At 41.1% G+C, this 13,884-nt stretch carries 8 protein-coding genes and 2 tRNA genes; all 10 read right to left on the reverse strand.

The window, feature by feature from the left end; translation table 11 throughout:
- Positions 1–8 precede the first annotated feature (8 nt).
- Positions 9–1,799, reverse strand: a complete 1,791-nt coding sequence (locus tag HCN54_RS16880; protein ID WP_167598717.1) for an alpha-amylase family glycosyl hydrolase — start codon at positions 1,797–1,799, stop codon at positions 9–11.
- 312 nt (positions 1,800–2,111) lie between these two features.
- Entirely contained in the window at positions 2,112–2,333 is a 222-nt protein-coding gene (locus HCN54_RS16885) for a hypothetical protein (protein ID WP_167598718.1), read from the reverse strand.
- 1 nt (position 2,334) lies between these two features.
- The gene (locus HCN54_RS16890; protein ID WP_167598719.1) at positions 2,335–4,308 is read right to left on the reverse strand and encodes a DUF2075 domain-containing protein; all 1,974 of its coding nucleotides are present in this window, start codon (positions 4,306–4,308) and stop codon (positions 2,335–2,337) included.
- Positions 4,309–4,341: 33 nt separating this feature from the next.
- The gene (gene dnaE / locus HCN54_RS16895; protein ID WP_167598720.1) at positions 4,342–8,724 is read right to left on the reverse strand and encodes a DNA polymerase III subunit alpha; all 4,383 of its coding nucleotides are present in this window, start codon (positions 8,722–8,724) and stop codon (positions 4,342–4,344) included.
- A gap of 245 nt (positions 8,725–8,969) precedes the next feature.
- On the reverse strand, positions 8,970–9,416 hold the full coding sequence (locus HCN54_RS16900; RefSeq protein WP_167598721.1) for a ferritin-like domain-containing protein: 447 nt from the start codon (positions 9,414–9,416) through the stop codon (positions 8,970–8,972).
- A 182-nt stretch (positions 9,417–9,598) separates the two neighbouring features.
- A complete protein-coding gene (locus HCN54_RS16905; protein ID WP_072981543.1) occupies positions 9,599–10,045 on the reverse strand; it encodes a ferritin-like domain-containing protein in 447 nt (148 codons plus the stop codon).
- A 202-nt stretch (positions 10,046–10,247) separates the two neighbouring features.
- Positions 10,248–12,680: a zinc-dependent metalloprotease gene (locus HCN54_RS16910; protein ID WP_167598722.1), complete on the reverse strand. Its 2,433-nt coding sequence runs from the start codon at positions 12,678–12,680 to the stop codon at positions 10,248–10,250.
- A gap of 89 nt (positions 12,681–12,769) precedes the next feature.
- Positions 12,770–13,372, reverse strand: coding sequence for a hypothetical protein (locus HCN54_RS16915; protein ID WP_167598723.1), 603 nt, complete (start codon positions 13,370–13,372; stop codon positions 12,770–12,772).
- A gap of 308 nt (positions 13,373–13,680) precedes the next feature.
- Positions 13,681–13,764 (reverse strand) — tRNA-Leu (locus HCN54_RS16920).
- 47 nt (positions 13,765–13,811) lie between these two features.
- A tRNA-Gly gene (locus tag HCN54_RS16925) sits at positions 13,812–13,883 on the reverse strand.
- Position 13,884: the final 1 nt, after the last annotated feature.

Consider the following 13,884-nt stretch of genomic DNA (forward strand, 5'->3'; position numbering starts at 1 on the left):
TTCACGATTTACTCTGCGGTATAAATTAATGCGCCATATGCAGGAATATTAAAGCTTCCGGTTAGCGGTCTGCCATCGGTCTCGGTTTTTTCTATTTTTAGATCCGTAACTTCTAATTCAGAGAAATCTATATCGTATCCCTTCCAATCAGCATTAATGCGCAGTTTCCAAGTTTTATCGTCAGCGATTCCAATTCCGTAGTGCTCATAGGCTTGATTTTTAAAGTTGAGAATCACAAGCGTTTGTTCTTCTTCAGAGCCACCGCGCTTATAAGCTAAAATTTGATTTTCCGGATTAAAATGAATGATCTCCAGATGTTGTCCAAGCAAACCATTTGCACCTCCGCTAGCTCCGGTGCGTAGTTTTATAAGGTCACTAACAAGTTCTCTAATGCCGCTTAATCTATTTTCTTTCTCCCAGTCTAAAGCTTCGGTATCTTGAAAATACTCATCTTCTAAAAACTCCTGTCCTTGAAATAACATAGGTATTCCAGGTGCGGTAAGTGTAAGCACAAGCCCCAAAACTGCACGTCTTTTAGCAAATTTACTTTCGGCATCTCCCGGCTGAATTTCTTCAGGAACGCGTGCTTTTCCGTTAGCAACCTCATCGTGTGATTCGGTATAAATAATGCGCTTAAACTTATTTCCGCTGTAGGTATATTCTAAGGCGTCTACAATCTTCTGAATATCTCTACCATCATCACTAACGCTCTGTAGCACCTCGCGCACCGGATGCACAAAATGCATATCCCATTGCGCACCGTAGCCCACGCCGCCGTAAGCAATACCGTTAGTGATAAATTCATCTCCTTTTAGGTCTTCAGCAATAGTGATCACTTTAGGATATTTTGCTTGCAACTCCTGATTGATCTCACGCATCATCTGGTTTCCCTCATCAATGGCGGTGTCTTCACCCAGACCGCCTCCTTCATACCTGATGTATGACGTTGCATCCAGCCGTAAACCGTCGCAATGGTATTTTTCGATCCACATCAAAGCGTTATCACGTAGATATTGGCGTACTTCGGGTCTGCCGTAATCCGGGCGGGTGTCTCCCCAAGGCGTAGCGCTGCGGTGGTCGTTATAAAAATAGATGCCTCCTTTGTTGTTTTCGCTCCAACCATCAAACTGCCACAGATCTACATCAGAAGGGCCAAAGTGATTATAAACCACATCCATAATGATCGCAATGCCTTGCTTGTGCGCTTCATTCACTAAATGTGCTAATCCTTCAGGTCCGCCATAATCCTGCTCGATTGCAAAAGGATGCGCCGGGTTATACCCCCAAGAAATGCCACCGGCAAACTCTGCAACAGGAAGCAGTTCTATGCAATTCACGCCTAGTTCTTTCAGGTAAGGTAATTTTTCAACAACATCAGCAAACGTGCCTACTTGATCTTTTTGTTTACGATTAAACGTGCCTACGTGTAATTCATAAATGACTAGTTTATTCCAATCAGCTATCTCAAAATCTGCGTCATCCCACTCAAAATCTAAAGTGCGAATTAGGCTGTTGCCGTTACTGTTAGTCACTTCAAAAGCATAGGGATCATTGCGATAGAACGATTGATCACCGTTTTGAATCATGTATTTATATTCTTGGCCTTCTTTGGCTTGCTCAGATATGGTAGACCAGTAGCCGTTTTCTTCGGGGGTCAATTCATTCGCAGTCTCATCCCAGTCGTTGAATTCGCCCACCACACTGACTTTGTCTGCGTTTGGAGCCCAAACCCTAAAGGTGGTAATGCCGTCTTTATAAACCGCGCCCATTCCGGCTGATTTTTCAATAGTTGTTTGCATAGCGTTGGTTTTGTTTTTTATATAAAATTAGGGGTAACCAAGCCACCAAACTGCCTTATTAGGAATTGCTTAACTGTGAAATAAAGTATAAAAATACAACCTGTTATTGTACTGGATTCTGTCAAAATGTTTCGAATCCTCAGGTGTTTCAAGTTGAAACCGGTGTTTTGCAGTAGTCTTCAAAAAGCTCATACTGACGATTGAATTATAATAGGGGATTTGTCAAATTAATGTTATGCAAAAAAGTACGCTTTCCTTTGCAAGTCCGCACACTACGCTGTGGACTTTTTACTGCAATCACTAACGAGGTTTTTAAAATTGAGATAAAAATAAATCAAGCTCTAACTCTGAATCAAACGCAAACTCGGGCTCAATTCCTTTATTTAAAAACCGATTAAACTCAGCTTTAGATTTAAAAAATCTATAATGAATACCCTTATAATTATAAATAAATACAGTCTTTTCATTGTTAGAAATTGTCTCAATTGTCCTAGATGGAGTGATGTAATCTGTTTCACTTAAAAGGATTTTCATATTATATAGCTTTTAAGCCTATTCTTTTTAAATATTCATATGTTGAATCATAGAATTCGGGCTGACGCGTATGATCTTCGGGGTTACCTTCTGGAACTACTATAATCATACCCTTGCGTGCACGGGTTAATAGTACGCGATATGCATTGAGAAGATATTTTCTTCGTTCTTCTTTATGAATATTTTGCCATTTATTTCCTTTGAAAGAATAAGATTTCCAGCCATCTTCTGTAAATCTTAAATCACCATCCCAAGTTACACAAGCCCAGTCTAATTCTAAACCTTGAACCTGAAATTCTGTTGCGACATCTTCAAGAAAATAAGATGATCTGATATCATCTTTTCCATTAAGAAACCAATTGACATGGTTTATTGGAGATCTGACGTCCATTGCTAATGGTTTAAGTCGATAAGCTTGAGAAGAAACTACGATGCCATAACGTTCTGAGCCTCGAGCTTTTTCTTTGAGCCAGGTTTTAGCGGTTTGAATATCTCGAGTTAAAACTATGGGATATTTCTCTTTTATTTTGTCATAAGTCGTTTGGGAATTCTCATCAATATCTAGTAGCTCTTTGATGAATTTTGAGACCAGTTCAGCTCTAAACGAGCGCATGGAAACTGACAAGTGTAAGTCTTCGTTAAATACAACAGTAGATTTTAATTGAAGTTGTTCAATAGCTTTTGTGGCATTGTACTCGCTTGTGTATAGGTTAGGAGATATGCGTGTTTCCCAAGAAGTAAATTTATTTTCTACAGCTCTTATCCACTCGGTAATTCCTGCCTCTCCTGTATTTATTTCTTGTCCGCCGCCAACTAAACAAATAATTACAGCCCAATCTTTATGTCTGTCCAAACAAGAAATTAAAAACTCTGGTTCAGAAAAATCGAAATCAGGCTGATTTTTCTTCTCTCTCATAAATTTCGTTGTTTGAGCGTAATTCCACGCTCTTTGGGCTTCATCGAAAATTGCAATATGATCGTAAGGAGCTTTTTTATCCCTCAAATATTCATCTCTATAATGATGAATAATTTGAATAAATGCTTTTACACTTTCTCTAGCGGTCTTTTTGGTAATCCTATTACCTCGAAGCTTTTCTTGCAAGACTTTATCACGAGTCAGCGCTTCTTGAAGAATATCAACTAAGGGTTTATTTCCTGATAAAAAGACACTTGAATTTCCCTTTTTCTCATCTAAGTGCTCTGCTGCAACTTTAAGACCGACTAAGGTTTTACCGGCTCCAGGTACGCCAGTAACAAAACAGATTACTTTTTTCTTATTAGATTTTGCGTAATCAATGGTTTGTGAAATATAACGCGTAGTAACCTTTAAATTTATTGCATCAGCGTCACTACGTGTAATTTCATCCACATTATGATTGTTGTACATTGAGACAGCGGCTTCAACAATAGTTGGAGTAGGAGAATAACTCCCAGAAATATACTCTGTAGCGTTAATAGAATCACTCCCTTTAAAAATGTTTAAAGTTTGCTCAATTATAAATTTTAAGCTTTTGTCATTGGCTTTGATTGGGTTTAGCAAGTTGTCATTATGGCTAGTGGTGATGATTTCAAAAACTGTTTCTTTAGCTTTTGTAGTAACTAATATTGGAACTAAAACTTCATCAATACTTGGCTTATGGAAGTTTTTTAAATCCAAAGCATAATCCCAAACTTGTTCTATATGACTTTTTTGGAATTGCTTTTCACCAACTTTAAACTCAATTACAAAGACTAGATTGTCAATGATGAGTAAGCAGTCAACCCGCTTTCCCATACGAGGAATGGAAAACTCAAAATATAAATAACCATTTTGTGCAGCGAGCGTATTTTTGAGAATTTTAATTTGACCTTCCCAAGCCATTAATTCGGTTAAAATATGTCCAGTTCTACTATTTGATGCAATCTCACCTACAATTTCTTCTGATGACTTTGATAAAAAATCGTTAATTGTATCGGCATAATAGTAGTTTAGCATATTGTGTTTTTTTTGGCTGTGGCGCCTCGCCACTTAATTCAATTTAAAACTAAACCGTTGCGCTTTTAATTCATTCAACAATGCACTGCTTATTTTCACCTTTTTCTTTCTGCTTGGCATTTGGAGCGCGATCTTTTCTTTGGGTTCAAACACGTAGAAATGCAAATTATGATCGCCGCGGTGGTTGAATAAAGTTTCACGCAATTGCTCAATACGGTCCCCTTGCACTTCTTGCAGATCCAGATTGATCGTAAGCTTTTTGCTAAAGGTTTCCATCACGTCTTGCAGCTGCATAAAGTTGTTGAACTGCATTCTCGGGTCGCCTTTTTTACCCGTGTCGCGGTTGGTCCATCCCTCACGAATAAATACACGCATATGCACAAAGGAATTCGGAATCAGAAAGTGTCTGAACTTGAGGTACTCTTCGCCAAACATTCTAAATTCAAACGACTCGTCAAAATCTTCAACCGTAAAGGCAGCCCAGCCTTTTCCGTTTTTAGAAACCCGGTGCTGCACATCGCTAATGACCCCACCAATGGTGAGTTCGCGGTTGAGATGCATTTCCAGATTATTAAAATCACTAATTTTTCCGTTACAGAAATTATCCATTTCCAGTTTGAAGTCATCTAGCGGGTGCCCCGAAATATAAATTCCTACCACTTCTTTCTCACGGCGTAGTTTTTCCATCGTTCCCCATTCTTCACAAGGAGGTACCACCGGCTCGGGAATTTGGACTTCACTGGCTTCGCCAAACAAACTTACCTGAGCTGAGTTTTCATTCTCTTGAAATTTTGCGCCATACTTTACCGCTTTTTCCAGAAAAGTGATTCCGTCACCTTCATCTTTGAAATATTGCGCACGATGCGTAGCCATAAAACTGTCAAAGCCGCCGGCAAGTGCCAGGGATTCAAAAGCTTTTTTATTGGCAGCACGCAGATCAATACGTTTAGCTAGATCAAACACACTGCGATAAGGGCCATCCTCCCGATTTTCAACAATGGTTTTTACGGCATTGGCACCTACACCTTTTACGGCACCCATACCAAAGCGCACTGCGCCTTGATCGTTAACGGTAAATTTTCTGAACGATTCATTCACGTCAGGACCCAAAACTTCAAGTCCCATACGTTTACATTCTTCCATAAAGAAGGTCACCTGCTTGATGTCGTTCATGTTGTTAGACAGTACCGCAGCCATATATTCGGCAGGGTAGTGGGCCTTGCAATAGGCGGTCTGGTAGGCGATCCATGCATAACAGGTAGAGTGCGACTTGTTAAAGGCGTACGCAGCAAAAGCTTCCCAGTCTTTCCAGATCTTTTCGAGAATCTTTCGGTTGTGGCCGTTTTTCTCTCCACCATCTAAAAATTGTGGTTTCAGTTTTTCCAGCAGAGCAAAGATCTTTTTACCCATCGCTTTACGCAAAACATCGGCATCACCTTTACTAAAGCCTGCCAGTTTTTGCGACAGCAGCATCACCTGCTCCTGGTAAACTGTGATTCCGTAGGTTTCTTCCAGATACTCTTCCATCGCAGGAAGGTCATACTGAATTTCTTCCTCCCCGTGTTTACGCGCAATAAAACTCGGGATGTATTCCATAGGTCCCGGGCGGTACAGGGCATTCATTGCGATAAGATCCTCAAAAACCGTAGGCTTTAACGCCTGCATGTGTTTTTGCATCCCCGGCGATTCGTACTGAAAGATCCCAACCGTATCTCCACGCTGGAACAACTCATACGTTTTCTCATCATCTAGCGGAAAGCTGTCAGGGTCCAGATCGATCCCGTGCTTATGTTTTACCAGTTTTACCGTGTCTTTGATTAAGGTCAGGGTCTTCAGACCCAAGAAGTCCATTTTTAGTAGACCGGCTTCTTCTACGACCGAGTTGTCAAACTGCGTGACGTATAAGTCTGAATCTTTAGCGATAGAAACCGGAACAAAGTTGGTGATATCGTCGGGTGTGATGATCACCCCACAGGCGTGAATCCCGGTGTTACGTACCGAACCTTCCAGCTGGCGCGCTTGTCTTAAAGTTTGACCTTCAAGATCGTCACCTTCCGCTAGGTTTAAAAGTTCGTTGACTTTGACTAAATCTTCAGAACGGAATTTCTTTTTCAAGTCGGCTTCACTCTGCCCAAAGATCTTGGCGAGTTTCGACATATTAGGGATCAGCTTGGCAATACGATCGGCATCACTCAGCGGAAGATCTAAAACCCGCGCGGTATCTCTGATCGAAGATTTTGCCGCCATCGTACCGTAGGTGATGATCTGCGCCACCTGATTGGCCCCGTATTTATCGATCACATAATCCATAACGCGGCTTCGACCTTCATCATCAAAGTCGATATCAATATCGGGCATACTTACACGATCCGGATTCAGGAAACGCTCAAAAAGCAGGTCGTACTTAATCGGGTCAATATTGGTAATTCCCAAACAGTAGGCTACCGCACTACCGGCAGCTGAACCCCGACCGGGACCTACCGAAACACCCATGTTTCGGGCTTCACGAATAAAGTCTTCTACAATCAAGAAATACCCGGGATATCCGGTATTTTCAATAACGCTGAGTTCAAAGTTGAGGCGCTCTTCAATATCTGGAGTGATCTCAGGATAGCGCTGGCGTGCACCTTCAAATGTGATGTGTTTTAAGTATTTGTTTTCCCCACGTTTACCACCATCCTGCTTGTCTTCTTCAAACTGAAATTCTTCAGGAATGGTAAAGGCCGGTAAGAGTACGTCACGTGCCAAAACAAAAGCTTCCACTTTATCAACGATCTCATCTACGTTGCTTATGGCTTCCGGCAGATCAGTAAACAACGCTTTCATCTCGTCTGCCGACTTGAAGTAGTATTCTTCATTGTCCAGACCAAAACGATACCCGCGGCCACGGCCTTTTGGCGTAGCTACTTTTTCGCCATCCTTCACGCATAACAAAATATCGTGCGCAGGAGCGTCTTCTTTGTCGATGTAAAAGGTGTTGTTGGTCGCGACTAGTTTTACATCGTGTTTTTTAGAAAATTCGATCAAGGTTTGATTCACTCGATCTTCATCTTCCTGACCGTGGCGCATCACCTCGATATATAGGTCATCGCCAAAAGTTTCCTTCCACCACAGCAGGGCTTCTTCAGCCTGTTTTTCACCCACATTCAATACCTTGCTCGGGACTTCTCCATAAAGGTTACCGGTGAGCACGATGATATCGTCTTTATAGCGCTCAACGATCTCCCGATCTATACGCGGCACATAGTAAAAACCATCGGTGTAGGCGAGGGATGCCATTTTTGCAAGGTTGTGATAGCCGCGTTTGTTCTTTGCCAGGAAAACGATTTGATATCCGTTGTCTTTTTGGCTTTTGTTGGTATGATCCTGACACACATTAAGCTCGGCACCCACAATAGGTTTGATGATGGTTTCGGTAGGTTCTTCTCCGGCTTCTAAGAGTTCGTCGTTTTTCTTTTGCGCGGCTTTGTTATGTGCGGTCAAGGCTTTCACAAAGTGGAAAGCTCCCATCATATTGCCCATATCGGTGATTCCCACCGCGGGCATTTTATGTTTTTTTGCTGCCGCTACCAGATCGTGAACGCTGGCGGTAGACTGAAGAATAGAGAACTGCGAGTGATTGTGCAAGTGCACAAAATCTACTTTGGCCAGTTGCTCTTTATTCTCCTTTATTTCTTCTTTTGAAATATCGGCTTGATCTGCTTTTTGCAGCTCTTTGCGAATTTCGTCTGAAGCCTTTTTGAGATTGATGTGTTTTAAGCCAATAAACTCAATAGGCTGCGGATTGGCTTCTGAGAAATTCTCAAAATATCCGGCAGGAACATCTAATTCTTCCTGTGTAAAAACGCGTCTGCGCACCAGTTCAAAAAAGCAACGCGTGGTTGCTTCCACATCGGCGGTTGCGTTGTGCGCTTCCGCGAAAGGTTGATTGAATAAGTACTGGTGTAACTCGGTAAGTGTGGGTAATTTGAATTTACCACCACGCCCACCGGGAATTTGGCAGAGTTGTGCAGTAGTTTCGGTACAGGTGTCAAGAACAGGTAGCTCTTGTAGTTGATTAGAAACATCTAATCTGTGGAATTCCGCACCCATTATATTAACGTCAAAGCCCACATTCTGACCCACCACAAATTTGGTGCGCTCGAGTGCCGCTTTGAATTTGCCCAGTACTTCACCTAAAGGTAAACCGTCGCGCTGTGCGAGTTCGGTAGAGATCCCGTGAATTCGCTCGGCATCAAAAGGAATATCAAACCCGTCAGGACGAATTAAATAATCCTCGTGCTCAATACAATTACCCATGTCGTCGTGCAGCTGCCACGCGATCTGTATGGCTCTTGGCCAGTTGTCAGAATCGGTGATGGGAGCGTTCCAGTTCTTGGGTAAGCCGGTGGTTTCGGTATCAAATATCAGGTACATCTCTGGTTCTCTTTGGGTTATTTTTTGCGAAGTCGCAAACGCGGAAAAGTTTAAAATTAAAGAAAAGCAGAGGCTTTAAAAAGTTAAGTTTTGGGGAGTTATCAACGAGCCAATTCAAGTAAACTACCTTATTTAAAGCTTTAGAGTAAAAACCCTTTAATGGTGTCAATAAAAAAGCGCCTTGATCGTGAGATCAAGGCGCTTTTCAACATTTATTTTCGGTTGGCTAATTCAAATAAATGTATCTATGCCATAACTTCAAAGGCCTTTACTTCTTCTAATGTGCCTTTAATCAAGTCAAGTTGTGTATTTAAAATGGCCTCCGTGGTTGGTGGGAGATTTGGATTGCTTAGTATGCTTTGATACTCTTCAATCGCATTTTTTTCACCGCGAATGGTTTCTTCTAAAATCGCTTCCTCACTATTCTTTGATAAGGTTGATTTTACATTCATCCATAAACGATGTGCATCTCCAGCTACACTCGTTCCTTTATCAGGACTTTCGCCATACACTCTTATTTCATTTTTGATCTGATGCCCAAAATCATAACGCTCTTTAGCTTTACGCCCAAAATATTCTTTTAGCGTATTATCTTTTACATTTTCTTCGGCCAATTTGTAACCGGCCTCGGCATCGTAATTTTTGGTTAGTAATTCATTTAAATTGTTCGATATTTTCTCAGTAAACTTCATCTTCTATCTTCTTTTAATTAACGAAACAAATTTTTGGTTGGTGGGATGTGTTTCGATGACATCCATTCTTAATATAGTGATTCAATATACTGAAAACAAATACATTAAGAGTGTTTAACGTTAGGTTGGTTAGTTTAACACTATAATTCTGGGCTCAAACTATTTCAAGCCCAGAATTTGATTTATGCTAATACTTCAAGTGCTTTGGCTTCATTCAACGCGGCTTTTACACTATTGCGTTGCGCGGTGATAATTGACTTCGTAGAGGATGGGAGACTCTCTTCTTTTAAAATCTCATCGTACTCGTCAACTGCTGCACGCTCTCCTCTGATCGCTTCTTCTAAAACAGCTTCATCTTTATCTGAAGAAAGTGCAGTTTTAAGATCCATCCACAGGCGGTGTGCATCACCGGCAAGACTGGTTCCTTTTTCTGGTTCTTGACCAAAAGTTTTCAATTCGGCCTTTAATTCGTGCCCAAAATCGTAGCGATCTTGTGCGCGACTCAATAAATAGTTCTTTAATGCTGAATTTTGAACTTTCTCAGCAGCGTTTTTATAACCTGCTTCAGCATCATAATTTTTCTCTAGTAATTCGTTGAGCTTTTCGCCCATTTTATCTGAATAACTCATAGCTTGTAATTTTAAGTTGATGGTCGCAGCTTCTGCTGAAATCCATTACTAAAGTATTCAGGGATTCGCATTTATGCTTGCAATTAACAGGGTTTAACCTGATTTAAGGCAAATTAACAGCGGGTTTAAGAAGAATTCTGTTAAAAAAATAACGCCCGACTGGCAGCAGTCGGGCGTTGAAAATTTATTCTAGGATTAAAATTTAATCTCGGTCAAAAGCGGTGTCAATGCGTGCGATCAAATCTTCAAAATGGTACTGTGTGATCGTGTCTCCAGAATAATTCTTTTTGGTATTGAGGTCGCGTCGCATTTGATTAAGTACGCCGCGCATCAATGCGCTTGCGTCTGACTTCAATACTTCGTCATCATCTGCTTTTTCTTTTTTGATGTATTCTGAAGCGATATCTATAAAAGCGCGTTGCAGATTACGTCTATAAGCATCGGTTTTCTGCGCGGCATATAATTCGCTGAAAATCCCTTTGCGCAAATCGGTCATCAACTCAATAGGCGAGTAGGCGTCAGCTCCTTCTTGTTCTACCGTGCTCACCAAGCGATTGATACGATCTACGCTTAACAGGCTGTTTAAAGCGCGGGTTTGTAAATTCTGAATGCGTTCAATAGCACCATCTGATTCAATTCGATTTAAAATTTCCTTGTCAAGAAGCCACTTAGGAGTGGTAAAAGCGTGCTCATTTAAGAATGTCACCGCCTCTTTTTGAATAGCTTCAGGAACCGGCTCGTAAACCACACCGTCTTGATCTGCGGTTTTGCGTGTTTCGTAAATTCCACCCACATTAGTGATCACGTGATAAACATAACCTCTCCATAAGCGTGTTAATTCACCATAAACCTCATTAAGATCATCATAGCCATAACCGTCTTTGGTAGTCCAATCAATCAAATTAGGAATCACTTTTTTCATATTTGCCAAACCATACAAGCTGGCCTTTATGTTGTCGTCTCCTAAACTTTCAGTTTGTGAATGTGGGTCAACTCCGGTAGAACTTCCAAATTCGTACCACGGATTTCCTGCTTTTTCTAAAATCCATTGGTCTAACGTAGGTTTTTCTTCTTCCGCAGTTGCCGCTTCAGGAATGTAGCGATATCCCCAGTTTACTGCATAGTAATCATAAGGTCCCATCATTCTGATGTAGCGTACACCTTGGTCTTCGGGTTGCGCAACATAGTTTACTCGAGCGTAATCCATAATAGAAGGGGTTAGGCCATATTTTTGAGTAAAGGAAGCCACACGTAAAGAGTCTGTAGGATATGCAGAACTCGCTTTCATATTGTGCGGAAGACCGATCGCATGACCTACTTCGTGTGCAATCACCATACGCATCATTTCGCCAATTTCGGCTTCAGGAGTTTCTAAAGTTCTTGCGGCGGGGTTCTGAGCGCCTGCTTCGATCATAAAGCGGTTGCGGTAGGAGCGTAGGTGATTGTGATACCAGATCACATCAGATTCTAAAATCTCACCGGTACGCGGATCTGAAACCGAAGGTCCAACGGCGTTACGTGTGGTGCTCGCAACATAGCGAATTACTGAGTAGCGCACATCTTCCGGACTAAATTCTGGATCTTCTTCCGGAGAAGGAGGGTCTTTAGCGATAATGGCGTTTTTAAATCCTGCTTTTTCAAAAGCGGCATTCCAGTCTTCAATTCCTTGTTTAAAATAAGGGCGCCATTTAAGCGGTGTTGCCGGATCTAAATAATAGATAATGGGTTTTACAGGTTCTACCAGTTCGCCGCGTTTGTATGCTTCGATGTCTTTTGGCACCAATCTCCATCTTCTTAAAATGCGGTAATCATCAGATTTTAGTGCATCAGAATCATAGTCATATTTTCTAAGGGTAAACCAGCCTACGCGCTCATCTGCGATACGTGGTTGCATCTTATCTTCGGGAAGAAGAATCATAGATTGGTTCATCAAGAAGGTTAGGGTGCTGGCTTGGTCACGCTCCGGTGGTTCTTCGGTGTCGTAAGTCATCACGTGTTTGATCTCAATGTTTTGAGGATACGCGTGTGCCGACTCGATATAGCTGCGTTTATCGTCAAGGCGTTTTACTTTGTATTGCTTGCGTAATCTTGGCGAAACCGCATTGATCGCGGTGATATCTTGAGTAAAAAGACCAGTTGCGTCAATCACTACCCCGGTAGAATCTTTGGCAAGTGCTTTGATCTCGGCGCTAAATAGAATAGGGAAAAAGTTATTCGCTTCAACCGATTTGTTGATGGGGCTGTCTTGATCGCTTTGATTTTCAAAATTAATAACTCTGGCATCTACAAAGTTACCGCGTCTAGACCAGCGAATTACTTGCTCATTTACTTTAGATCCAGCATTCACATAGCCGCCGCCGTAGCCGGCAGGAACTTTAGCTATGCGGCTTACGAGCAACATATCTTTTCCCATCAGACTATCCGGGATGGTAAAATACAGATGATCATCTAGTCTGTGCGTTGTAAAAAGGCCATTGTCTGACTCGGCTTCCGCAGTTATGACTTTGTTGTACGGCTTTAATTTTGACTTTTGGCTTGTTGAAGATTCTGCTGCAGGAGTTGTGGCAGCTTTTTGTGTTTTGCAACCGTAAAGAGTGAGTCCGGCTGCAAGTACAAGAGAAAAACGTTTTAGCATTTAGATTGAGTTTAAACGCTGAATTTACCCATTATAAATGAAAAAAGACCTCTGAAAAGAGGTCTTTTGTAGTATATGAATTTAAACGTTTAGTAGTAATTCTCTAAGCAGAACACATAGGATTGCGCTACTTCCCTGAATTTTTGACAAAACTCCTTATCAAACGCACCTTCAACAGTTTCTCCCGAAGCATTGAGCGTAAGCTTATAGGTATTCATCATTTTCTTCTGAAAATGTTTTAATTCTTTATCATTAATCTTTGCGCGTACATTGCAGGCGTATCCTTTATTAACTGTTGCTTTCTCATCTGTTGACTCGAGTGTCAAGTTGATTTTCGAATCATCATTAAAGCAGATCTCTAACAGATCTCCTGGTTTGACGTGCGATAAATGTTGACGCGTACCTAAAATTAAATAATTGACTTTGGCGATAGTTTGGAAGCCTAAGTGTAATTCATTCTTAGGATTGAGATTGAGTTTGTTTGATTTTGAAGTGCGTGTACGATTAAAGAATAACCCTACATTTTTACCTTGTGTTTGCTCAATGGTAATGATTGAGTGACCTCCAAAAATGTATTGCGTATTATTATTGACTTTTTGTTCTCGAATTAAGTAATTAGGAGCGAAAAGTAAGTTGCGATCAAGCTCTTTATCGAGATTGCTCGACTTATTGAAAAATTTAGAAAAAATCATAATCTGAAATCGGGGCGATTATCGTTTGGTTTTAAAAATCATAGACCTCAAGGTCTCCTCGTTGGTTAAGATATGCTCAAAAAGCGTGCCTTAATTAAAGTAAATATTTTATAATTCTCAATTGTAGGGGGTGGAATTATAATATATGTAAGTTAGGGATGAGATTTAAAATCAAAGCAAAGATAGTGAAGTTGAAAGGCATTTTTCAAATCTAAAATATTATTTAACATAATTTATTAGTTAAAGAAATGACATTCAGAAGTGTATATAAAAAGAAAAACCTCTAGTGCATTACTAGAGGTTCTCTGTACTCGGGACGGGACTTGAACCCGTACGAACTAATGTTCATTGGATTTTAAGTCCAACGTGTCTACCAATTCCACCACCCGAGCTTGGGCTGTCAATAAAAAACCCCATTGTCTAATGGAGTGTTGTTTTGAGCGAAAGACGGGATTTGAACCCGCGACCCTCACCTTGGCAAGGTGATGCTCTACCCCTGAGCTACTTTCGCA

Source organism: Leeuwenhoekiella sp. ZYFB001 (genome assembly GCF_011784865.1).
GTDB lineage: Bacteria > Bacteroidota > Bacteroidia > Flavobacteriales > Flavobacteriaceae > Leeuwenhoekiella > Leeuwenhoekiella palythoae.